We start from the raw sequence: 23,254 nt of genomic DNA, 5'->3' as shown, positions 1-23,254 counted from the left end.
AGTATGATGAAATCTATTAAACATAAAATCCTCAAAGGTGTATGCGGCTTAGTTTGTACAGCCGCCGTATTTTCAGCCAGCGCCCAAATTATTCCGGCACCACCTCAAATTAATGCAAAAGGTTATTTTTTAGTAGACTTTACAACAGGTAAAGTAATTGCTGAGGGTGAAGCAGATACACAACTCGCACCTGCAAGCTTAACTAAAATGATGACCAGTTATGTAATTGGCACCGAAATTAACGCAGGTAATATTGCCCCTACCGATATGGTAACGGTAAGTGAAAAAGCATGGGCTAAAAACTTTCCTGAATCATCTAAAATGTTTATTGAAGTAGGTAAGCAAATTAGTGTTGATGAGCTTAACCACGGTATTATTATTCAATCAGGTAACGATGCGTGTGTAGCAATGGCTGAACACATTGCGGGTAGCGAAAGCGCCTTTGCTGATTTGATGAATGCCCACGCTGCTAAATTAGGTATGAGTAATAGCCACTTTATCAACAGCCACGGCCTTGATACTAACGAGCACTACACAACACCACGCGATATGGCAACGCTTGGCGCTGCACTTATTCGCGATGTACCAGACGAGTACGCACTTTATAAGCAAAAGTCTTTCACTTACAACGGTATTAAACAGTACAACCGTAACTCATTATTATGGGACGAAAGCCTAGATGTAGACGGTATTAAAACGGGTCACACATCAGAGGCAGGCTATAGCTTAGTTACTTCTGCAACTAAAAACGATATGCGTTTAATCGCTGTTGTTATGGGCACATCAAGTGAACGTGCTCGTAAAGTAGAAAGCAAAAAGCTACTTAACTATGGATTCCGCTTTTTTGAAACAATTACACCTTACAAAGCTGGCGATAGCTTTGCAGAGCAACGTATTTGGATGGGTAACAAAGAAAACGTATCGTTAGGTATTTTAGAAGATACGCCAATTACTATTCCACGCGGTCAACATAAAAACTTAAAAGCTAACTTTGAGCTAGATAACACACTTGAAGCACCACTAGCTAAAGGCACAAAAGTAGGCACACTATTCTTACAACTAGAGGGTGAAGACATTGCACAATACCCACTAGTAACACTTGAAGAAGTGGAAGAAGGCAGCTTCTTTAGCAAAATTTACGACTACTTACGCTTACAAATTATGTAAACGTAAAAATAAACCCACAGTTGTTGGGTTGTTAAACAAAGCGCCTCTGTTATGAGGCGTTTTTTTTTGCTTGAAAAATGCTAGAATGCGCCCCATATATGCAACACTGCTAATTGCCTATCTGTATTAAGCTTCGAGCTTTGCATAGAGTCCACACTTTTGTATGAGGAGTCACCGTCGTGGTTCAACCTGTTAAAGATACTAAATTTGATGAGTACCTAGAGTACCCTTGCCCATTCACATTTAAAATTATGGGTTTAGCGAACGTTAATCTAACAGATCAAATTCTAACTAAATTACAACCTATTGCTCCGGGTGATTACGCACCAAAAGTAAAACCTAGCAGCAAAGGTAATTATGAATCTGTTACGCTAGTGGCTACGGTTACAAGCGGTAAGCACATTGAAGAAATTTACAACGTGATCAGCAATATCGATGACGTACGTCACATGCTTTAAGCCATAGTTGAGATTTGTTGTGAACGAAAACACCTTAATAGTTCGCCAGCTTGGGCGTCAGCGTTATATGCCAATTTGGCAAAAAATGCAGGCTTATACCGATACCCGCGATGACAATTCGCCAGACGAAATTTGGCTTGTTGAACACGACAGTGTTTTTACCCAAGGCCAAGCCGGTAAAGATGAGCACTTGCTCGCCCCAGGCGACATTGAAGTGATTAAAGTTGATCGCGGCGGCCAAGTAACTTATCACGGCCCAGGCCAACAAATGATGTACGTATTATTTAATCTACGTCGTTTAAAAATTGGTGTACGTGAACTTGTTACCTGGCTTGAAGAGTGCATTATTGAATCTCTCGCTGAGTACGGTATTGATGCATATGCAAAAGCTGACGCGCCAGGTGTTTACGTTAACGACAGCAAAATTGCATCATTAGGTTTAAGAGTTCGCCGTGGCTGCTCGTTTCATGGTTTAGCATTAAATGTTAACATGGACTTAAGCCCGTTTTTACGCATTAACCCATGTGGTTATGCCGGCATGAATATGGTGCAAACGAAAGAATTGAATGGTCCTCAAAACCTACAAAGCGCAGGTGAAGGACTGGTAAAACACATGATAAAGAAGCTTAATGCAACACAGGTTAAGCATACTGAAGGGTTTGAAAACGAATGAATAAACCAGTCAAAATGGAACCAGGTGTAAAACTACGCGACGCAGAAAAAATGGCGTTGATCCCCGTTAAAGTTTTACCAACAGAAAAAACTGAAATGTTGCGCAAGCCTGAGTGGCTTAAAATTCGCTTACCAAAATCAACAGAGCGTATCGACGGTATTAAACAAGCAATGCGTAAGCACGGCTTGCACTCAGTATGTGAAGAGGCGTCGTGCCCTAACCTATCAGAGTGTTTTAACCACGGTACAGCAACCTTTATGATTTTAGGTGCTATTTGTACTCGTCGTTGCCCATTTTGTGATGTTGCTCATGGTCGTCCATTAAAACCTGATGCAGCAGAGCCTGAAAAGCTTGCACTAACAATTAAAGACATGAAGCTTAGCTACGTAGTAATTACCTCGGTTGACCGTGATGATTTACGTGATGGCGGCGCACAGCATTTTGCCGATTGTATTCGCGAAATTCGTAAACATAATCCAACTATCACTATCGAAATTTTAGTACCTGATTTTCGTGGCCGTATGGACCGCGCACTAGAGATACTAATCGAGACGCCACCTGATGTGTTTAACCACAACTTAGAAACAGCACCACGTTTATACAAACTTGCGCGCCCAGGTGCTGATTACAAATGGTCATTAGAATTACTTCGTCGCTTTAAAGAAGCTCACCCAGAAGTTAAAACTAAATCTGGCTTAATGGTTGGTCTAGGTGAAGAAATTAGCGAGATAGAAGAAGTACTTCGTGATTTACGTGCGCATAACGTAGATATGCTTACTGTTGGCCAATACTTACAGCCTTCTAAGCATCACTTACCAGTTAAACGTTACGTGCCACCAGCAGAGTTTGATGGCTTAAAAGAGTATGCCGATGAAATTGGCTTTACTCATGCAGCCTCTGGCCCGTTTGTTCGTTCAAGCTATCATGCTGACCAACAAGCCGCTGGTAAAGAAGTAAAATAATTACTTTTTAACGCGTAATAAAAAAGCCCTTAGCAATTAAATTGTTAAGGGCTTTTTTGTAGGTATTCTTCATCCATTCTTTCGGCTACTTTGTTAAAACGCCTTTTTTAATCACAAAATCAGCAAATCGTACCTGCTCTTCATCACCCCGAAGGCTACCGGTTTCTACTATGGAGCGATAAATTCCCCACTTAGGGCGAGCAAAGTCATCATCGCTGAAACCACGCCACATATCTATGTTTTACTCGCTTATATTAAATAGCTCTTCGTTGTCACTTAAGCGGCTTAGGGTCATATCAAACTGCCCTCTTCGCTAAAAGTAGCTTGAACAAATACCGCTACCCATTCATCAATAATATGCTCAACATCTTGATGATTCCCGCTATACATGTCGGGTGATTCAATCGAACCTTCACTAAAAGCATTTTCTATTAACGTATAAGCACTTAGCCCTGTATTGATACCATCAGCATTCAGCTTTGTCTCTTTGTTTACTAAAAAATCGTCAGAGCGTGCAACTCCTATAATTGTTATAGACACTTTAGCTGTCGTGTCATCAGCCGATGTTACAGTTACTTTATCGGTTTGTGCATCTGTTATAAATAGCTCACCTGTAATTGCAATTTCTCGATTGCTTTCAATATTTACAACTGTTTGAGCGCTAATTACTACGGCGCTCTGCGCTGCTACCAATGCATTTACAGGCTTACTGTTTGATCCTGAGCTGCCGCAACCTACAACTAAAAAACCTATAAAACAAACAGAAAAAATAGTTATAACACGTAAGCCAAATTTTGACATAAACCACAACCCGAGTTAATTAAATGTAAATAGATTGGCGTGTAACTTACCAATTATTTGTTTTAATAACTAAATCTTTATTACCAATGGGGCTTTATACTTTTAGGCTTAACTACTATATAAAAGCAGCTTTAAATGAGAGGGTAAAAATAAAATTAGGCTAAAGCTAAGTTACTTGAGATAATCATTACTGAACCCATTATTTAGGTTAAATATGAAATTATTAGTTCGTAACTTGTCTCGCGCTACTACCGAGCAAGAACTTCGTACGTTGTTTGCAGCTCACGGTAAAGTGACTACTTGTAACTTAGTACTTGATAAAGAGACAGGCCAGTCAAAAGGCTTTGCCTTTGTAGAAATGCCAAACGACATAGAAAGCAAAAGCGCTATTAAAGCACTCAATCAACTAAGCGTTGATAAAAGTAAAATCCGCGTAAAATACGCAGATGAGTAATTAGCTGCTTGCTATATATGATTAAAACCAGCTATTTGCTGGTTTTTTATTTTTTCCATTAAGGTTTTGAGCTTGAGACCATAAAGTTAAACCTGCGCTGGCTTGCCACATCTATCTTATTGAAGTAAACACATAAAAGTTCGACATCACAACTGCTATTCATTTATATTAAAAGCCTATTTTAAAAAATAAAATGAAGACTATGGCCTCTACACTTTTAAAAAGCGCTAGCCTAAGCTTGCTAGTTGCACTATTTGGCTGCTCAGAGCCTGCTAACGAACACTCTCCTCTAGAAACACCCTCTGGCGTGAGCCTAAATAACGTTAAACATCATATTAAAACGCTAGCCTCTGACGACTTTCAAGGACGCGGCCCACTGACCCAAGGTGAAGTAAAAACAGTGGGTTACTTAAGCGAGCAATATAAAGCGCTTGGTTTAACAGGTGCATATAAAGGTAAATACTTACAGCCGGTAAAAATGGCGATGGTGACGGCTAATCAAAATATGCAGTTAAACGTGGCTGATTTAAGCTTTGTTGCGGGTAAAGACTTTACCGCACGTACCGAGCAGCTACAGCCAGTGATAGATGTGCGAAACTCTGATATTGTATTTGTGGGCTATGGTATTAATGCACCTGAATACAACTGGAACGATTACGAAAACATTGATGTTGAGGGTAAAACAGTTATCGTATTGGTAAACGACCCTGGATTTGCGACTCAAAATGATGCGCTATTTACGGGTAACGCTATGACCTACTACGGTCGCTGGACTTACAAATACGAAGAAGCCGCACGCCAAGGTGCAAAGGCTGTATTTATTGTTCATGAAACAGCCCCTGCCGCCTATCCTTGGGGCGTAGTTGAAAGTTCAAACACAGGTACTAAATATACCTTAATGGATAACAATTTAAACGCCTCTAAATTACCTGTTATGGGGTGGCTAACTCTTAATTCTACTGAGCAAATTTTTAATGCTGCAAAGCTTAACTATCAAGATTTAAAACAAAGCGCTTTAAATGATGACTTTAAAGCCACACCACTTAATTTAAAAGCGAATCTTTCGTTTAAAAATGAAGTATCGCATGCCAAATCACATAATGTAGTTGCGCAAATTACGGGTAGCGAATCACCAGACGAGTACGTGGTTGTAAGCGCACATTGGGATCACTTTGGCACTAAACAAAGCGATAGCGGCCCTAAAATTTATAATGGTGCGGTAGATAACGCTTCTGGCACAGCTGCAACACTTGAAATTGCACGCATTATGAATCAAATCCACCAGCAAACACCATTTAAACGCTCAATTATTTTTGCCAACTTTACCGCAGAAGAAACCGGGCTTATTGGCTCGCAAGAATTTGCCTCGGGTGCGGTTGTACCGACCAAGCAAATGGTAGGGCTATTAAACATTGATGGTATGAACGTACTCGATGGTACTGATTATATTTTGCAGTACGGCAAAGACTTATCAACAATGGAAAGCTATTTAGCAAAAGCTGCTAAAGCGCAAGGCCGCGCTGTTAAAATGGATCCTCGCCCGCAAAATGGCTTGTTTTTTAGATCTGATCATTTCTCGCTTTCTAAGCAAGGCGTTCCTAGCTTATTGTTTATGAGCCTTGGCGATACCGACCCCGATTACATTGCGCATAAATACCATAAAGAAGCCGACGATTACTCGCCAAAATGGTCTTTAGGTGGCGTAAAGCAAGATATAGAGCTTATTGTCGATATAGCCTCTGAGCTTGCCAACAATGGCGATTGGCCTAAATGGACTAGTGACTCAGACTTTAAAGCAAAACGCGCACAAGATAAGCCATAATAAACAAGCTTAGCAGTTTTAATTTTATATAATAAAAATCCTCCTATTTGGAGGATTTTTGCTTTAAGCGCGCTCGCATTAATAGGGTTTCAGCCTTAGCCCCTAAGTAAACATAAATAGCTAATGCAATTAAAAGCCCTACCACTGCTAACATCATCGCAATAGCCGGCATTAAATATTCAGCCTGCCCTAGCGCCGCTTTAAACATAGTTAGTAGCGCCTCAATAGATATAGCGATTAGCACAGTAGATATAAACCGGGTAATGGTGCGCCGTGTTGATGAATGCCTAAAAATATCCTTGTGCATTAAAATTTCTTCTTCAAGTATCGTTTTACCTAAATCAAATACTGCTAACGCAAGCGTGATATAAATAATGATACTAAAGGGCTCTAAGGGATCTGATGATGTGTCTACATGAGTTAGTAATGCATATATATCGCTAAAAACAATGTTTAGCAAAAATAATACAAGGCCAAATAAGCATGCCACAATAACACCGTACCCTGCTTTAAAGTAAGGTGACATATTAGCGCGTGCAGTATCCCCCATAATAAACTCTATAAGCTGCGTTAAACTTACATCAACCACTAAATAGTGTTGATTATTAATAGGTTTTTTAAGCTCTTTAATTGCCGATATACATAAATGATGCGTTGCAATCGAAATGTAAGGGTCGGTAAAGCACACAGCATCATTCGCTTTTGATTGCAAGAAGTAGGGCCGCTCACTTAAATCTTGTTGATTTCCGCTTGTGCCTAATTTTTTTGCATACGCGCGTTTAAAACAGACATTATTGCCTTGCTGCAAGCCTTGTTCATTTAAGCAATATTGTAATTCTAAAAATGGATACTGCTTTACAAGATAACGAGTATCTCGCTCTTTAGTTAAGCCATCTTCAATACTCATTAAAATTGATTCGAGCAAGCTATGTATTACATGCTCATACTCGTGGTAACGCTCTACACTACTTATATAACTCATTCGCGCCATATTTTTACACTCATAGATTAACTCTGTAAGTAGCTAAGCAAGTTTAAAACCAAGTATTAAAAGCAAACATATTCAATAACTTATATTTTAAATAAGCTAAAGGTTGCACTCCTTTGGTGACAAATCAGCTTAAATTCTTCTTTCACGCACAAAAAAGCAGCTTAGTATTAATTACTTAGCTGCTTTGTGAGTATGACCGGTTAGGTTTTTAATGCGCTTAATATAGGCTAATTATTGAACCTTTGAAAACTCTTCTTTAGATAACTCGCCATTTCCATCTGCGTCTAATTGATCAAATAACTGCACTAGTTGAGAATTAACTTTTGCTTCTGTTTTGCTAATAACACCATCGCCATCAGCATCAAAAGAGCTAAAATCTACCGCAGCAAAGGCCGCTGAAGAAGAAACAAGTGCCGCAAGAGCTAGCGTTTTATGTAGTGTTTTCATAATCATTTCCTTAGGCGTTAAGCCTGATTAATGGGTAAGAAGTCCTTTTCGAAGATCCTTTAGGAGTCGATTTTGTATAAATTAATATTCAAAAAAATCGTTTTCAGTTAGGCCATCATGACTTTGCATATTTAGTTGTTCCATCAATTGCTTTGTTTGCACTTCGTCTTGAGATTGTAAAGCCTGCTCGTGTGCATCGAGAGTTTTAAAATCTGTATTTGCAAATACCACTGATGATGAAACCAGTGTTAAAAGAACGAGGGCTGATTGCAGCTTTGTCATAATTAAATCCTTCAATTACATGCAAAATCTAAATAGCTCTAAAAATTTGCTCTATGTTGGTCACTATTCACTTCCTGGTTATTCTTTTTAATAGGCTCCCTTGCCTATTTAGGTTGTCTTTGGCAACTCAGAATTTAGATCACATCATAGAGCATTAGCTGGTTTTAACTTATGCCTTTGAAAACTCATCTTGTGATAACTCACCGTCTTGGTTTGTATCAAGTTCTTCAAATTGGCCTAAAAGTTCTGCATCTACTGATGCTTCGGCTAGGCTAACTGCGCCATTACCATCTGTGTCTAACGTATCAAAATCTGTTGCTGCAAAAGCCGCTGATGAAGAAGCTAAAGCCATTAGTACTAATGTTGACTGAAATGTTTTCATAATCGTATTCCTTCATTGGGTTGTTGCGATTAAGGCCTGAGGCTTTCATCACGTTTTGCTAATTACATCTTAGGTATAACAACTTCGATGCCATGTTTTATTTTTTATTTAAAAACATATAGTTAAGCTTAAAATGTATCGGCAAAGCATTATGATGGGAGTAATTTTGTTGCTTTTTAGCAACAGCAGTCAGTATGGTTATAAATATATCAATTTAATCAATAAGTTATAATTAATAAAAAAGACACACAAAAGCTAATTACAAACTAAAACCAATAATTTGATGGTTATGAGAATAAACTTACTATGAACAGAAAAATAAACAGGGTTTAAAGCACAAAGCTAAAAAATTTAAGCCTTTGAAATAAATGAGTTTTAAAATAATTTAAAAATATTTTATCGTGATTTTAAAAAATATTTAGAAAAACATGGTTTTGTTGCCAAATGGCGAATTTTATTATGGGCGCTGTATTTAAAAGAGAAATTTGCAAAGCCTAAGACCTATTAAATCCTCTTTAACATTATGTTTTTTGGAGGGAGTTTAAATGCAGTACCACCGGTAAAAGCCTTTACTCAGTGGCTTTGCTTATACAAAAAATGTAAAAGTTGAATGCATGGAAGCTATTTCCAGCCTTGGCACCACTTTTGAGCGTCTTTTAAATCGCGCCAACTAATTGGGTATTGGTTTTTAGAAAATACCGACTCAGTAACGCACGCAATTACATTAGCATCTTCGTCGTATTCAACTTCGACAATAATAAAGTGTTTTTCTTTATTGATGGCTGGTGTTGCGGTCCATTTACTATTGAGTAGTTTTTTAGGGTTTAATTTATTCATAACTTTAAATAATCGTTTTTTTAGTTATACGGCCTAACCCAATGTTTAGCTCAACAAATAGCTAGGCCGTATTTATATTACTTAGCTAGGCTTAAGTTACTCAGCAATCAACTTACCTTTATACATTTGCATTTGGCAATGAAAGTCGTATTCGCCAGCCTTAAGTGCAGGTAAGGTGATTTTATTATCATCTCCCATTGCCAAGCTTTTGCTTATATCAAGCGCTGGAAATACAACAGTTTCAGCGCACGGCGCGCTGTCTTTTCTATTAAAAGTAAGCGCTACTTGTTTATTTGCCGCAACTTTTATATTGCCAGGCTGGTACACGCCGTTATCTACTACTATGGTGACTGCATTGTCATCAGTTTGAATTTGCTTTGGTTTATATAACCAAAACCAGTAAATAATAGCAGCTATTAAAATGGCGCCGAGTATATTAATCATCAACATAATTTACTCCCTAAGATTTATTAGGCTTAAAAAAGCGTAAGCGATTAGCGTTAGTAACCACCGTTAACGATGAAAGCGCCATAGCGGCTCCCGCTACCACAGGGTTTAATAACAAGCCAAAAAATGGATAAAGCACGCCTGCCGCAATAGGAATACCCGCTACGTTATATATAAAAGCACCGAACAGGTTTTGCTTAATGTTACCAATAGTTGCACTGCTTATCGCTATTGCATCAGCTAGGCCATGGAGTGAGCCTCGCATTAACGTTATATCGGCACTTTCTATAGCGACATCTGTGCCAGTACCAATTGCAAAGCCTACATCCGCCTTAGCAAGCGCAGGTGCATCGTTAATACCATCGCCAGTCATACCAACAATCTCGCCTTGTTGCTGACGTTTACTCACTTCGTTTACTTTGTCCTGTGGCAAAACTTCAGCTATGAAATCATCTATTCCTACTTTTTTGGCAACCGCTTGTGCTGTCGCTTTGTTATCCCCTGTTAGCATGACAAGGTGAATACCTTTATGTTGTAGTCGTTTTATTGCCTCAGCAGAGTCTTCTTTTATCGGATCCGCCACCGCAATTAACGCTGTTAGCTGGTTATCACAAGCAAAGTACATGGGTGTTTTAGCCTCTTTTGCAAACCTGTGCGCTTGCTCAGTAGCCTCATCAACAGCAATCTCGTATTTATCCATAAGCGCTTTATTACCAAATAACAAAATTTGCCCATTCACCTTACCGCTTACACCTTTACCGGTAATGGCGTCAAAATCAGTCGCTTTACTCAAGGTTATGTTTTGTTTTTTAGCATGCTGCATAATAGCCTCTGCCAGAGGGTGCTCAGAGCTACTCTCTAGGCTTGCAACTAGCTGCATAACGTTGTTTTCATCTGCACTATTAAACGTAACAACATCTGTTACTTGTGGTGCACCTTGCGTGATAGTGCCGGTTTTATCTAAAATCATGGTGGTTATTTTAGAGGTGGTTTGCAGAGACTCGCCATTACGAATCAAAATACCCGACTCAGCCGCTTTACCAACGCCTACCATTACCGACATAGGCGTTGCTAAACCAAGCGCACACGGGCACGCAATTATAAGCACAGTGGTAAGCGCGACCACTGCATAAGCAATTGAAGGCTCTGGGCCAAAGTTTAGCCATGCGAGCGCAGCCAATATGGCAATAATCATCACTGTGGGTACAAAAATACCCGAAATAACATCGGCTAAACGCCCTATTGAAGGCTTTGAGTTTTGTGCTCGCTTTACCATATTAATAATATTGGCAAGGGTGGTTTCGTGGCCAACATGCGTGGCTTCAAATAATAAAGTGCCACTTTTATTTATGCTACCAGCAACAACTTTATCATCGACTTGTTTGCTTACAGGCATAGGCTCACCTGTGAGCATTGACTCGTCAACACGGCTGCTGCCTTCAAGTACATTACCATCTACCGGTATTTTTTCGCCAGGACGTACACGTACGTGATCGTTTGTTTGCACATCATTTATATCAATATCTTGCTCTTGCCCCTGGCGTACAACACGCGCTGTTTTAGCTTGTAAGCCAATTAAGCGCTTAATCGCTTGTGAGGTGCGCCCACGTGCTTTTACTTCAAAGGCAAGACCTAAACTAATTAAACCGATGATCATCGACGAAGCTTCAAAATATACGTGCCGTGCTACTTCAGGTAATAAACTAGGTGCAATAACGACAAACATTGAATATAACCACGCAGTACCTGTACCAAGTGCTATTAACGTATCCATATTTGCAGCATGGTTTTTAAATGCCTGCCAGGCGCCTTTATAAAACTGCTTGCCCGATACCGCCATTACCACAAGGGTCACAATGCCCACAACAAACCATGCAATACGCTGCGTTGTTGTTGATACGCTCATATCAAAAATAAGACCGTAAACCATTAAAGGTACACCTACACCTAAGGCAAGCATCATATTTCGCATAAGCTTTTTATAGTGCGCATCATCCGATTTAGCTTTTTCGTCAAGGGCATCTTGATCAGACTTATTACTCATAGGTTTTGCGCCATAGCCTATGTTTTCAACTGCTTTTATTAGAGTGCTTTGCTCAGCGCTTCCCTCTACTCGTACTGTGCGCTCTGCAAAGTTCATTTCGACATTATTTGCACCTTGTACGCTTTTTAGGGCTTTTTCTATTTTGGCAACGCAACTGCCACAATTGGCACCTTCAATTATAAAGTTTAGTTCGGTGTTTTTGCTGTTACTCATCACACACCTCTGTTGTTACAGGATTTGGAATAGGATCGACAAATGTCTCTATTAAACTACATACATCACTTGAAACAGCGCCATCGGCAGATACATCCCATTGTTTTAATGCAGATTGCATGCGCGTACGTAGCTTGAGCGTTTCTTGAAACAGCGCTTCTGTTTCTTCTAAACGCTTGGCTATAATCTTACGCGTAAGTGGGCATGGGCAATTACCTTGCTCTGATTCACTAATAATGTGTTGCACATCTTTTAAAGAAAACCCCAATTGGCGGGCGCTTATTATAAATTGCAAACGTTGTTTATCTGCCTTGGTATATTGCTGGTACCCATTGCTTTCACTACGTATTGGGTTTAAAAGGCCCAAACGGGTGTAGTGACGCACCGTATCAGGGGTTACATCCATCTGCTTGGCTAATTGTTTTACATACATAATTTAGCTCCAACGTATTTCAATACCTACCACTATAAACCTAGGTGTTACACACAGGTCAATACATTGCTTTATTTAAACATAATTTAAATTTACTGAGACTGATTGAGTAAAATAAATACAAACACGTTAAGTGCAGCGACTAGATAAACAATAGAAATATTTATGAATTTTCTTGTTAGGTTTTGCATAATTTTTATGCTCGGTACACGCAGTTACGCCCTAAAAGCACGAAATAATACTCACACATAGAACAAAAAAGCCGAATAAATAAATTATTCGGCTTTTTAGCTACATCAACATGCTTAATCATCTTCTATATTATCAAGCCCTTTAGTTCCTTCTTTAGCTTTTAATTTATGATGAATAGCGGATTTAATTAACATATAACCACTGATGGGCGCTGTTATTAATAAAAATATAGTGATCAGTATTTCTTTAACACTCAATCCTGTTTTAGAGTTAGCAAAAAACACCATTGCTGCAATTAATATACTCGCCATACCTAGCGTTGTAGCTTTTGTTGGACCATGTAAACGCATAAAAAAATCAGGCAACTTTATTAAGCCCATCGAGCCTATTAAAATAAAAGCGCCGCCAAATAAAAGTAATATCGATACCACCCATTCGCTTATCATTGTAATACCTTATTCAATTATGTCGCCGCGCAGTAAATACTTACATACTGCAACTGTACTAATAAACCCAAGCATCGCTATTAATAATGCAGCTTCGAAGTAAAGACCTGTCCCCATGCTAATACTGTATAAAATAATCAACGCAATAACGTTTATATACATTGTATCAAGTGCTAACACTCTATCAGGTACAGATGGGCCAATAATAAGTCGCCATAGATTAAGTAATAGCGATATGCCTATCATTGAAAAAACAATGAGTAATACAATTTCTAACATTGAAATATCTCCTTTAATGGAGCTTCATAGCGTTGTTTAATTAATTTGATAAGTGCCTCTTCATCTTTTAAGTCGAGCACATGTATTAGCAGGTAACGTTGTGATGGTTCTTCACCTTCGCTAAGTGATTCAGGTATAGGATACACCTCAGCGCTAACCGTACCAGGCGTTAACGACACACAGCTTGCAAGTATTGTAATTGGCATATCGTGAGTTAAATCAATAGGCACTTTTACAAAAGCGGGTCGCAATTTTTTAGCGGGGCCAATAATTAATAGCGCAACTTGCAAATTAGCAACAACAATATCGTACAACACAATAAACAACTGCTTTAACGCTAATCCAGGCTTTAATATTAATGGCTGCGGATCACGCAAAGAAAAACTAAGTAGTGGTATAAATATCGCAAAAAAAGTTGCTAAAACTAAATGCCCCGGTGAAACACTATTATTTAGCAATAGCCATATTAAAAATAAAAATAAGCTACGAAATGGTGTAGGTAACCAACGATAACGGGCTTGTAATCTCATTACTTACCTCCTCTAATAACCGCGCTAATACCACCACTTATATCATGCAATTGGACAGCTGCATCGTGCATATAATCGCTCATTGGGCCACCAAATATCACCAACAAAGGCGAACAAGCTAGTAACCCTACAATAACAACAACCTGAAGTGGGTGTGCATTTTCATCATCACTGTTGTCACTCTTTTTATCTTTTTGCTCCCAAAACAAACTTGTACCCGCTCGCGATAGTGCAATTAATAATACAAAACTGGTAATTAAATACACAGGCCAAAACAACAAGGCTTGCTCACTATTTAATGTGGCTTTGAGAATCCATATTTTACCTACAAAACCTGAAAGAGGTGGCATACCTACAACGGTAAGAGCTGCCATAATAAAACAAGCACCGAGTAAGTAAGGCTGTTTAACTGCGCGGCCCGCGACTAAACGGTCTCCCACTTTACCTCTTTGAGTAGCGATTAAATCTGCCAATAAAAACAAAGCAGCACAAACAAGTGTAGAATGTACTAAATAATATAATAATGCAGCAGTCGCCGTTACATTTTGCAGAGCTATTAAAGCCACTAATGTCCCCACTGATACCACAACTAAATTAGCCGTTAGCTTACGTAGGTCTTGCGCCGCTAACACACCAATTGCACCGACTATAATTGTTGCAATAGCTAAGCCCCAAAGCCAAGACTGAGCCATGTGCTCAAGTTCCCCTGCCTGCTCGCCAAAAATAACCGTGTACACACGCAACATGGCGTAAACACCCACTTTGGTCATAATTGCAAATAGTGCAGCAACTACTGGTTTTGCGCTTGCATACGTATTTGGTAACCATAAATGCAGCGGTAAAAGCGCACCTTTCAGCGCAAATACCACCAACAATAATAAGCCACCGGCTTTTGCTAAATACACATCGTCGCCTGTAAGCTGCGACACTTTTTGTGCCATATCGGCAATATTTAATGTACCTAGCACACCGTATAAAATGCCCAAACCGATTAAAAATACACTGGAGCCTACAAGGTTTAATATTACGTACTGCAGTGCGGCGCGGGTGTTTTGCTTATCACCAGCATGCATGAGCAATGAATATGATGCGATAAGTAGTACTTCAAAAAATACAAATACGTTAAACAAATCCCCTGTTAAAAAGGCACCGTTTACGCCAAGTATTAAAAAGTGGACTAAAGGATGAAAAAAGTTACCTTTTGCGTCATCACCCGCACAGCCATATAAAACAACACCTAAGCCAAGTAACGATGTCAATGTAACTAACAATGTAGACAGCATATCGGCAACAAGCACAATACCAAAAGGTGCAGACCAGTTACCTATTGCGTAGACATTGATACCCGAATCATAAACATGTAGTAAAAGCAGTACACTGGTTATAAAAGTAATGATTGCCATAATGGATGAAGCAATACGACGAATTTGTAAGCTTTTACCGCACGGTGGTAAAAGCAGAATTACCGCAGCAAGCATTGGCAGTAAAATTGGTAAAGAAGCTAAATGCTGAATCATTTTTGCTCCTTATTATCGGTTGTACTTTTGATAACATGCCCATCTACATGGTCACTGCCTAAATCGGCTCTACCACGTATAGCCAAAATAACCACAAACGCTGTCATCGCAAAACCAATAACAATCGCTGTAAGTACTAAGGCTTGAGGTAATGGATCGGCATATTCAGTGCCCGTACCAAGTACGACTGCTTTATTAATTGTTAAACGACCTGCAGAAAATAAAAATAAATTAACGGCATATGAAATCATAGTAAGCCCAAGTACTACAGGAAACGTGCGAGCTCTTAGCAGTAAGAAAATACCGCAGCTGACTAATACTCCAACGCATGATGCGTACAATAATTCCATTAAATATTTACCTCTTTTTTCTGGGTATCAGCGGTCATGTTCCCAAGGCTTGCTAAAATCATTAATGTTGCACCTACCACTGTGAGGTAAACACCTAAATCAAATACAATTGCACTCGCAAGCTCTGTCTTACCAATAAATGGAATATCAAAATAATCAAACCATGTGGTTAAAAATGGTTTATCAAAAAACCAACTTCCTACACCAGTAAACAATGCAATACCAATTCCTGATGCGATAATTTTGCGATAATTGACAGCAAATCGTTCACTTATCCACGCCGAGCCATGTGCCATATACTGTAATATAAAGGCGATAGATGTCACCAAGCCTGCGATAAAGCCACCGCCAGGTAAATTATGACCACGCAAAAAAATGTAAGCTGATACAAGCAAAGCAAGTGGCAATAAACTGTGCGAAATACTCGCAAGTAAAATAGGATGGCGTTCTCTTGCCCAAGGGCGGCCTTCACCATCACTTGCAGGCATAAATAATGGAATTCGTGAAAGTACTTTATATATTCCCAGCGCTGCAATACCTAATACGGTTATTTCACCAAGCGTGTCAAAGCCCCTAAAATCGACCAAAATAACGTTTACCACATTGGTACCGCCACCACCCGTTTTGGCATTCGCTATGAAGAAATCTGAAATAGACTCAAGTGGGCGAGTGAGTAGCGCATAACAAATACTTGCAACCACTACACCCAACGTCGAAGCAATGCCTAAGTCGCGTAAAACCCGCAACGAGCTTGATTCTTTAGGTGTATGTTGCGGTAAAAAGAACAAAGCAAGCATAAGTAAAATAACCGTTGCAACCTCTACAGTTAATTGTGTAAGCGCCAAGTCAGGTGCTGAAAAGCGAGTAAATGCAACAGATACAAGCAGCCCTACAATAGAAATCATTAATAAAGCAACCACACGCGATCTATGCCAAATAACCGTGGCTAGAGCGCCTATTATTAATAAACCAGCGCCAATAGCGTTGTGCACATCCACAGGTGTTCGCGCCATGGTGCCAGCTAATGCTTGCATTTCAAATAGCGGCCAGCCGGCACACAACAATACAACCCCTAGCATAATAACTAAGTAGCGCTGTAAAGAACCATTTTCTATATGATTTACCTTTGATTGGCACCATGCTATTACAGACAACACTGCACGTTCAAACGTCTTTTTAGCATTAAATGGCGGTAAAGATGCTTGAAACTGAAATAGGTGTTTTCGATTTATATAAATAAATAAACCACCGGCAACGGCCATAGCACTCATCAGTAATGGTAAGTTAAATCCGTGCCATAAAGCCACTTCGTAATCTGGCATCGCTTTGCCTAATACCGCTGATGATGCTGCTGATAAAATACCACCCACTATAAAGTGTGGGAAAATACCAACCAGTAAACAAATAACAACTAAAATCTCTATTGGTACACGCATATAACGTGGCGCTTCATGAGGTGTACGTGGTAAATCTATTGGGTCGCCATTAAAAAATACATCGTGAATAAAGCGTGCTGAGTAAGCAACCGAGAAAGCACCGGCAATAGTTGCTAAAACAGGTATTAACCACGACATTGAGCCTAATACTTGCTGATGAAGTGTTTCTGCAAAAAACATTTCTTTAGATAAAAAACCATTTAGCAAAGGCACACCAGCCATTGATGCCGCAGCAACCATCGCAAGTGTCGCTGTATAAGGTAAAAATCGCCACATTCCATTGAGCTTACGCATATCACGCGTGCCTGTCTCATGGTCGATAATACCCGTTGCCATAAATAGCGATGCTTTGAACGTAGCGTGGTTAATAATATGAAGAATAGCCGCCACGGTTGCCAATTCAGTATCTAAACCTAATAAAAGCGTGATTAAACCTAAGTGACTAATTGTTGAGTAAGCCAGCAAACCTTTTAAGTCATGTTTGAATAGCGCTATGTATGCACCAGTCAATAGCGTAGTTAAGCCGGTTAAGCCAACTAAAAGAAACCACGTATCTGTACCCGACAAAGCAGGATAAAAACGTGCTAACAAAAATATACCGGCTTTAACCATCGTTGCAGAGTGAAGGTATGCACTAACAGGTGTAGGTGCTGCCATGGCATGAGGGAGCCAAAAATGAAATGGAAATTGAGCCGACTTCGTAAAAGCACCAAGTAACACTAATACTAAGGCAACTTCGTACAAATCGTGGGACTGAATTATAGCCTTGCTTGCCAAAATGGTATCTAGATTATAACTGCCAACAATATCGCCTATTAGCATTAAGCCGCCCAGTAGCGCTAGGCCGCCAGCACCTGTTACAGCAAGCGCCATGCGCGCGCCTTTACGTGCTTCTGATTTTTGCCACCAAAAGCTAATAAGCAAAAATGAGCTTATGCTGGTTAATTCCCAAAATAGCCAAAGCTGAATAACGTTATTTGACATAACGATGCCAAGCATTGCGGTCATAAACAGCATTAAATAGCTGTAAAGCTTAGGCATTGAATCGTTTGCACTTAAGTAGTAGCGGGTATATAAAATGACCAGCAGCCCAATACCTAAAATCATGAACATAAATAATAAGCTAAGACCATCCAGCCTAAGTGATAAATCAAGCCCTATAGAGGGGATCCATGATAAGGAGTAACGGATAGTTTCGCCGGCTAAAACGGCAGGTGCATGGTATAAAGTAATGCCCAAAGCAGTCAAAGGAGCAAGCGCGGTTAGGCCTGCGCTTTGATTTCGGGTTAATTTACCTGTGCATGCAGAAATAACACTGCCAATTAAGGATAACAAGGGTATCCAGAGCAAAGTCATAATGTAGGGCCTTTTATTATCATAAGTTTATCAGGGCATCCCTCTTTTGGTGACTTAAAGATGCTTTTACTACCTGTTTTTAAACGACATTAATAACTATAGTTATACTGAAAAACACTGATTTTGTCTACGAAAAGCGACGCTATATGTATGTTTAATAAACAAGATTCAACAAATTAATAAGCCTCTGAAAATCGAATATAAACTAGAGTAACTTCCACTTTTATATAGCTTTATTTGCGATTGTAAGCGTATAAGCGTGGCATTGTAGTTATTCGCCAATCATATCTAGATGATTCAACCAAAGTTCCCTGTATTGAGCCGAGAGCCCTAATTGTTGATACTGCATAATAGACCAATTTTTGCTGGGTTTGTAAGCTACTCCTCCTTTTTGACAACTTTTTGCTTTATGCCAGCCTATTGGTGCATCGTCATTATGAGAAATATATAAATTAGGGGCAACGTAGCCACTTAGCCTACATAGCCATGCTTGTTTAGATTGAGATAGAACGTATTCATCTTCAAAGCCGCTAAAATGCATTAATTCATGTAAAAACACGCTGTAATTTGCTCTAGAATTAACGAGCATAGTGCCATTGCTTACATTTGCCATGCCCTGCCTTGGCATCATAATAATAAAGTCGAAGTTTTTCGGGAGTTGTTTTTTGAGCAAAGATGTTTCCCACTGGCACTTTGCCGCTTGATTAGTACTGTGGTTACACTCAATAGTGCCCGCAACATAAATAGGTTTTGAAAAACAAAAAATATTTTCTTTTGGCTCTGGCTGCTTATTGTAGGTATTAATAAGCTCAGAAAGTTTATATAAGCCACTACGATGATCGCTCATCGCTAATACATTAAACATACATTGTGCATCTGGCTTAAATTGATCCTGCAACGATGCAAAACCAAGCTTATTTATAAACGTACTTGAAACTCTATTTTGCGGTGTTTTTGTTTCAAGTTTTAGGTGATTTAGCACATCTCCTGCTGGCAGAGAATTTATGCTCGCAAGTAATTTTAAATCGCCCCACCTAGCTTGCTCAAGCAGATGCTTAGCTAATGTTTTACGCTGCGAAATGGTTAACTCATTTATGCTCGCAAACCAAAACTTCTTTGCCGTATCCCCTTGCTTATCATCTAAAAGCCTCAAAGAGTAAGTGTATTGTGCGATGGGTACTGAATGACGCGCAAGTTTTGCCAAGAGGGCGTTAGGTAGCGCGGCTAAATGGTGTGAAAAATAAGTGGGAAAATTCCAATAACTTTGTAGCACATTTGCTTTGGTGCTTAGTACATTCCAAAAGCCAATTCTGCCATGGTGATTACTTGAGCCTGAAATAATCAGGCTACACAGTAATACACCTATTAACTTAATACGGTTAACTTGCGTCAACACCCGCCATCAACTCAAGTTCTAAACGCGCGTATTTATACTCAATAAACTCATGCACATTGGTAGCAAGTGCGAGTCTAAAGTAATCTGCAGCTAAGTACTCTTCACCCGCTGCCTGATGCATTTTAGCTAAGTAAAAATACGCTTCACATAAACGCTGCGCATACTCCTGCTCAGTTTTAACCCCGTCACTAATACCTGATAAAAAAGCATGTTCACTCATATCACCGGTATAAAGTGATATTAATTGATATGCCCACTGTGACTCATCAAGTGCTGTTGCATTGGTTTTAAGTGACTCCAACGCCTTAACTTTATCGTCTTGGGCACTTGCTAAGTAAACCCATAAAACACGGTATGGATCGTTTGGAGAGCGCGCTAAAAACTCATCAAAATCGTTTTTAGCAAGGCCTGCTCTATCACCGTAATAAAGAGCAATACCTCTATTTAAATAGGCATACTCGTGCTCTTCATCTAGTTCAAGTGCTGAATCAAAAAACTCATAGGCTTTTTCGTATTGCTGCATCAGCGTATGTTGAATACCTAAAAAGTTATACACCTCAGCTAAATCGGGCTTAAGTTTAACCGCACGGTTAAAATCTATGCGTGAAAGAGTGGTCATGCCTAGGCTATCAAAAAGTACACCCCGGTCATAGTAAAGCTTAGCTTGCTGCTCTTCACTTAAGTCGGCTCTATTTAATAACTCAGAATAACGAGCTATAGCAATTTCACTTCTAAAGTCTGAAGCTAAAGGTGCTGTAAAAGGCACATTAACAATGGGTGTTGGCTCTGTTTCAGTTGTAGTTTGGCAAGCGCTTAAAGACAAAATAGCAAAAGATGCCAAAGCTAAATGTTTGAGTATCATTAAAATCCTTAATACCAAGATATATCGCGATAAATATAAGACAGACCTTGTCTAGTAAGGTTTCATTAAAGCATAAAAAAAGGGGCTAAACAGCCCCTTTTTTACTATCTAGCTAATATAGCTAGATTAATAAGTTAGCAATTATGCGTCTTTTGACTCATCAGCTGCTGGAGCTGCTGATTCCATTGCTTCTTTAATACTTAGACGTACACGACCTTGACGGTCAACTTCTAGTACTTTAACTTTAACTTCTTGACCTTCACTTAAGTGGTCAGAAACATTGTTAACACGCTCAGTACTGATTTGAGAGATATGCACTAAGCCATCTTTACCTGGAAGAATGTTTACAAACGCGCCGAAGTCTACGATACGTACAACTTTACCTTCGTAGATAGTACCTACTTCAAGTTCAGCTGTTAATTGCTCAATACGGCTAATTGCATTAGCTGCACTTTCGCCATCTGTAGCGGCAATCTTAATAGTACCATCATCACCGATTTCAATTGTTGTACCAGTTTCTTCAGTAAGTTGACGAATAGTAGCGCCACCTTTACCAATTACTTCTGCAATCTTCTTCTGTGGAATTTGCATTGTGTAAATACGTGGTGCAAACATAGATAGCTCTTCAGAAGGAGCAGAAATCGCTTCGTCCATCACATTTAGAATGTGTAAACGTGCAGCTTTTGCTTGTTTAAGCGCAATTTGCATGATTTCTTGAGTGATACCTTCAATTTTGATATCCATTTGAAGTGCAGTAATACCGTTTGTTGTACCTGCTACTTTAAAGTCCATGTCGCCTAAGTGATCTTCATCACCTAAGATATCAGAAAGAACTACAAAGTTTTCTTCTTCTTTAACTAAGCCCATTGCGATACCCGCAACAGATGCTTTAATTGGTACACCCGCGTTCATAAGTGCTAGTGAAGTACCACATACAGATGCCATTGAAGATGAACCGTTTGATTCAGTGATTTCAGATACCACACGGATTGAGTAAGGGAACTCAGTAAGTGTAGGCATTACAGCTGCAATACCACGTTTAGCTAGGTTACCGTGGCCGATTTCACGACGCTTAGGAGACCCTACAAAACCAGTTTCACCAACACAGAATGGAGGGAAGTTGTAGTTAAGCATAAAGTGGTTTTTGTGTGTACCCGTTAAATCATCGATTAACTGTGAATCACGTTCTGTACCAAGTGTAGCGGTAACTAATGCTTGAGTTTCACCACGTGTAAAGATAGCAGAACCGTGAGTACGCGGTAATACGCCAGTCATTACATCTAGTGCACGAATCATATCTGGTTCACGACCATCGATACGTTTTTCGCCAGCAGCGATACGGCCACGAACGATTTTCTTCTCAAGAGAACCGAATACTTTACCAACTTCTTGCTTATCAAGCGTTTCGCCTTCAGCAAGTTCGCTTGTTAATGCTTCAATTACTGCATCTTTAGCTACGCCAAGTGCTTCTTTACGCGCTACTTTATCTGTAATGCGGTAAGCTTCACCTACTTTTTCAGCTGCAAGTTCTGCTACTTTTTCTTCAAGCGATACGTTTTTCTCAGGTGCTGACCAATCCCATGTAGGCTTGCCCGCTTCTGCTTTAAATTCGTTAATTGCTGTGATGATAGCTTGAGATTGCTCATGACCATATACAACAGCACCTAGCATAACGTCTTCTGCAAGTACGTCAGCTTCTGATTCAACCATTAGTACTGCGTTATCAGTACCTGCTACAACTAAATCAAGTTGGCTTTCTTCAAGCTCTTTTAGTGTAGGGTTAAGTACGTATTCACCGTTGATGTAACCAACACGTGATGCACCAATTGGACCACTGAACGGGATACCAGAGATAGCAAGTGCTGCTGATGTACCAATCATCGCAACCATATCTGGTTGGATCTCAGGGTTTACAGATACAACAGTTGCAATAACTTGTACTTCGTTAACAAAACCGCTTGGGAAAAGAGGACGAATTGGACGGTCAATAAGACGTGCAATAAGTGTTTCACCGTCGTTAGGACGACCTTCACGCTTAAGGAAACCACCAGGGATACGACCAGCAGCGTACATACGCTCTTGGTAGTTAACAGTAAGTGGGAAAAAGTCTTGGCCAGGTTGAGCTTCACGCTTACCAACAACAGTTACTAAAACTGAAGTATCGCCAATGCTTGCTAATACTGCGCCGTCTGCTTGACGTGCGATTGCACCTGTTTCTAGGGTTACAGTGTGTTGACCTAGTTGAAATTCTTTAATAATTGCTTGCACTTAAAATATTCCTTAAATGTTTTTATATTTCATTAATAAGTGTCATTAAAAGGGCCAATTACAGTACATAATTGTATTCAGTTGGAAATCAATTAAGTACTACAATTGGCAAAATTTTTAATGACTGCAGATAACCTATTCATCTACGCGCATAGTATATACCAAAGCGACGTAAAATTGCGAGTCTACCCCAAGATAAAAGTAATCAC

25 protein-coding genes are annotated in these 23,254 nt (G+C 39.5%); 6 read left to right on the top strand and 19 right to left on the bottom strand.

Annotation, left to right across the window (positions count from 1 at the left end; genetic code table 11):
• Window positions 1–6 precede the first annotated feature (6 nt).
• The 4 genes from J8L73_RS03665 (at window position 7) to lipA (ending at window position 3,260) form a co-directional block, all read left to right on the top strand.
• Window positions 7–1,167, top strand: coding sequence for a serine hydrolase (locus tag J8L73_RS03665; RefSeq protein WP_058547529.1), 1,161 nt, complete (start codon window positions 7–9; stop codon window positions 1,165–1,167).
• A gap of 179 nt (window positions 1,168–1,346) precedes the next feature.
• Window positions 1,347–1,625 (top strand): DUF493 family protein YbeD, encoded by a 279-nt coding sequence (gene ybeD, locus J8L73_RS03660; RefSeq protein WP_058547429.1) that lies wholly within the window; start codon window positions 1,347–1,349, stop codon window positions 1,623–1,625.
• A gap of 19 nt (window positions 1,626–1,644) precedes the next feature.
• Window positions 1,645–2,298 carry a lipoyl(octanoyl) transferase LipB gene (gene lipB, locus J8L73_RS03655; RefSeq protein WP_104642286.1) on the top strand — a complete coding sequence of 218 codons (654 nt, stop codon included), beginning with the start codon at window positions 1,645–1,647 and terminating at the stop codon, window positions 2,296–2,298.
• Window positions 2,295–3,260 (top strand): lipoyl synthase, encoded by a 966-nt coding sequence (lipA, locus tag J8L73_RS03650; protein ID WP_058547427.1) that lies wholly within the window; start codon window positions 2,295–2,297, stop codon window positions 3,258–3,260. Before lipB ends, lipA begins: the two co-directional genes overlap by 4 nt.
• 85 nt (window positions 3,261–3,345) lie before the next feature.
• On the opposite strand, the gene J8L73_RS19480 is transcribed toward lipA, so the two are convergent.
• Window positions 3,346–3,492, bottom strand: a complete 147-nt coding sequence (locus tag J8L73_RS19480) for a hypothetical protein (RefSeq protein ID WP_348771956.1) — start codon at window positions 3,490–3,492, stop codon at window positions 3,346–3,348.
• A 59-nt stretch (window positions 3,493–3,551) separates the two neighbouring features.
• Window positions 3,552–4,061, bottom strand: a complete 510-nt coding sequence (locus J8L73_RS03645; protein WP_348771955.1) for a VCBS domain-containing protein — start codon at window positions 4,059–4,061, stop codon at window positions 3,552–3,554.
• Window positions 4,062–4,275: 214 nt separating this feature from the next.
• On the opposite strand from J8L73_RS03645, the gene J8L73_RS03640 reads away from it, so the two are divergent.
• Both J8L73_RS03640 and J8L73_RS03635 read left to right on the top strand, forming a co-directional pair.
• Complete coding sequence (locus tag J8L73_RS03640) at window positions 4,276–4,515, top strand: RNA recognition motif containing protein (protein WP_058547426.1); 240 nt, start codon at window positions 4,276–4,278, stop codon at window positions 4,513–4,515.
• A gap of 202 nt (window positions 4,516–4,717) precedes the next feature.
• Window positions 4,718–6,337, top strand: coding sequence for a M28 family metallopeptidase (locus J8L73_RS03635; RefSeq protein WP_211014873.1), 1,620 nt, complete (start codon window positions 4,718–4,720; stop codon window positions 6,335–6,337).
• A 43-nt stretch (window positions 6,338–6,380) separates the two neighbouring features.
• On the opposite strand, the gene J8L73_RS03630 is transcribed toward J8L73_RS03635, so the two are convergent.
• From J8L73_RS03630 to pnp, 17 genes are all read right to left on the bottom strand, one after another.
• Window positions 6,381–7,328, bottom strand: a complete 948-nt coding sequence (locus J8L73_RS03630; RefSeq protein WP_138683528.1) for an EAL-associated domain-containing protein — start codon at window positions 7,326–7,328, stop codon at window positions 6,381–6,383.
• Window positions 7,329–7,559: 231 nt separating this feature from the next.
• Window positions 7,560–7,775, bottom strand: a complete 216-nt coding sequence (locus tag J8L73_RS03625) for an EF-hand domain-containing protein (RefSeq protein ID WP_058547423.1) — start codon at window positions 7,773–7,775, stop codon at window positions 7,560–7,562.
• Between the two features lie 81 nt (window positions 7,776–7,856).
• Window positions 7,857–8,057: a calmodulin gene (locus J8L73_RS03620; RefSeq protein ID WP_210999965.1), complete on the bottom strand. Its 201-nt coding sequence runs from the start codon at window positions 8,055–8,057 to the stop codon at window positions 7,857–7,859.
• A gap of 169 nt (window positions 8,058–8,226) precedes the next feature.
• Complete coding sequence (locus tag J8L73_RS03615; protein WP_058547421.1) at window positions 8,227–8,439, bottom strand: EF-hand domain-containing protein; 213 nt, start codon at window positions 8,437–8,439, stop codon at window positions 8,227–8,229.
• A gap of 621 nt (window positions 8,440–9,060) precedes the next feature.
• A complete protein-coding gene (locus tag J8L73_RS03610; protein ID WP_210999966.1) occupies window positions 9,061–9,276 on the bottom strand; it encodes a TIGR02450 family Trp-rich protein in 216 nt (71 codons plus the stop codon).
• Between the two features lie 96 nt (window positions 9,277–9,372).
• Window positions 9,373–9,726: a cupredoxin domain-containing protein gene (locus tag J8L73_RS03605; protein ID WP_210999967.1), complete on the bottom strand. Its 354-nt coding sequence runs from the start codon at window positions 9,724–9,726 to the stop codon at window positions 9,373–9,375.
• A 10-nt stretch (window positions 9,727–9,736) separates the two neighbouring features.
• Window positions 9,737–11,980, bottom strand: a complete 2,244-nt coding sequence (locus J8L73_RS03600; RefSeq protein ID WP_211014871.1) for a heavy metal translocating P-type ATPase — start codon at window positions 11,978–11,980, stop codon at window positions 9,737–9,739.
• Entirely contained in the window at window positions 11,973–12,413 is a 441-nt protein-coding gene (locus J8L73_RS03595) for a MerR family transcriptional regulator (protein WP_211014869.1), read from the bottom strand. The genes J8L73_RS03600 and J8L73_RS03595 overlap by 8 nt, the downstream gene beginning before the upstream one ends.
• A 305-nt stretch (window positions 12,414–12,718) precedes the next feature.
• Entirely contained in the window at window positions 12,719–13,051 is a 333-nt protein-coding gene (locus tag J8L73_RS03590) for a Na+/H+ antiporter subunit G (RefSeq protein ID WP_210999970.1), read from the bottom strand.
• A 9-nt stretch (window positions 13,052–13,060) separates the two neighbouring features.
• Complete coding sequence (locus J8L73_RS03585) at window positions 13,061–13,330, bottom strand: K+/H+ antiporter subunit F (RefSeq protein WP_210999971.1); 270 nt, start codon at window positions 13,328–13,330, stop codon at window positions 13,061–13,063.
• Window positions 13,324–13,860 carry a Na+/H+ antiporter subunit E gene (locus J8L73_RS03580; protein ID WP_211014867.1) on the bottom strand — a complete coding sequence of 179 codons (537 nt, stop codon included), beginning with the start codon at window positions 13,858–13,860 and terminating at the stop codon, window positions 13,324–13,326. The genes J8L73_RS03585 and J8L73_RS03580 overlap by 7 nt, the downstream gene beginning before the upstream one ends.
• Window positions 13,860–15,377 carry a monovalent cation/H+ antiporter subunit D gene (locus J8L73_RS03575; protein WP_211014865.1) on the bottom strand — a complete coding sequence of 506 codons (1,518 nt, stop codon included), beginning with the start codon at window positions 15,375–15,377 and terminating at the stop codon, window positions 13,860–13,862. The genes J8L73_RS03580 and J8L73_RS03575 overlap by 1 nt, the downstream gene beginning before the upstream one ends.
• Window positions 15,374–15,727, bottom strand: coding sequence for a Na+/H+ antiporter subunit C (locus J8L73_RS03570; RefSeq protein ID WP_210999974.1), 354 nt, complete (start codon window positions 15,725–15,727; stop codon window positions 15,374–15,376). The genes J8L73_RS03575 and J8L73_RS03570 overlap by 4 nt, the downstream gene beginning before the upstream one ends.
• Window positions 15,727–18,519: a monovalent cation/H+ antiporter subunit A gene (locus J8L73_RS03565; RefSeq protein ID WP_211014863.1), complete on the bottom strand. Its 2,793-nt coding sequence runs from the start codon at window positions 18,517–18,519 to the stop codon at window positions 15,727–15,729. Before J8L73_RS03565 ends, J8L73_RS03570 begins: the two co-directional genes overlap by 1 nt.
• Before the next feature lie 271 nt (window positions 18,520–18,790).
• On the bottom strand, window positions 18,791–19,912 hold the full coding sequence (locus J8L73_RS03560; protein ID WP_211014861.1) for a hypothetical protein: 1,122 nt from the start codon (window positions 19,910–19,912) through the stop codon (window positions 18,791–18,793).
• Window positions 19,899–20,777, bottom strand: a complete 879-nt coding sequence (gene nlpI / locus J8L73_RS03555; RefSeq protein WP_211014859.1) for a lipoprotein NlpI — start codon at window positions 20,775–20,777, stop codon at window positions 19,899–19,901. Before nlpI ends, J8L73_RS03560 begins: the two co-directional genes overlap by 14 nt.
• A gap of 141 nt (window positions 20,778–20,918) precedes the next feature.
• Entirely contained in the window at window positions 20,919–23,045 is a 2,127-nt protein-coding gene (pnp, locus tag J8L73_RS03550; protein ID WP_210999977.1) for a polyribonucleotide nucleotidyltransferase, read from the bottom strand.
• Between the last annotated feature and the right edge of the window lie 209 nt (window positions 23,046–23,254).

The organism is Pseudoalteromonas sp. MMG006 (assembly GCF_018101025.1).
In the GTDB taxonomy this organism is placed as follows: domain Bacteria; phylum Pseudomonadota; class Gammaproteobacteria; order Enterobacterales; family Alteromonadaceae; genus Pseudoalteromonas.
This window is presented reverse-complemented; position numbering and strand designations above follow the sequence as displayed.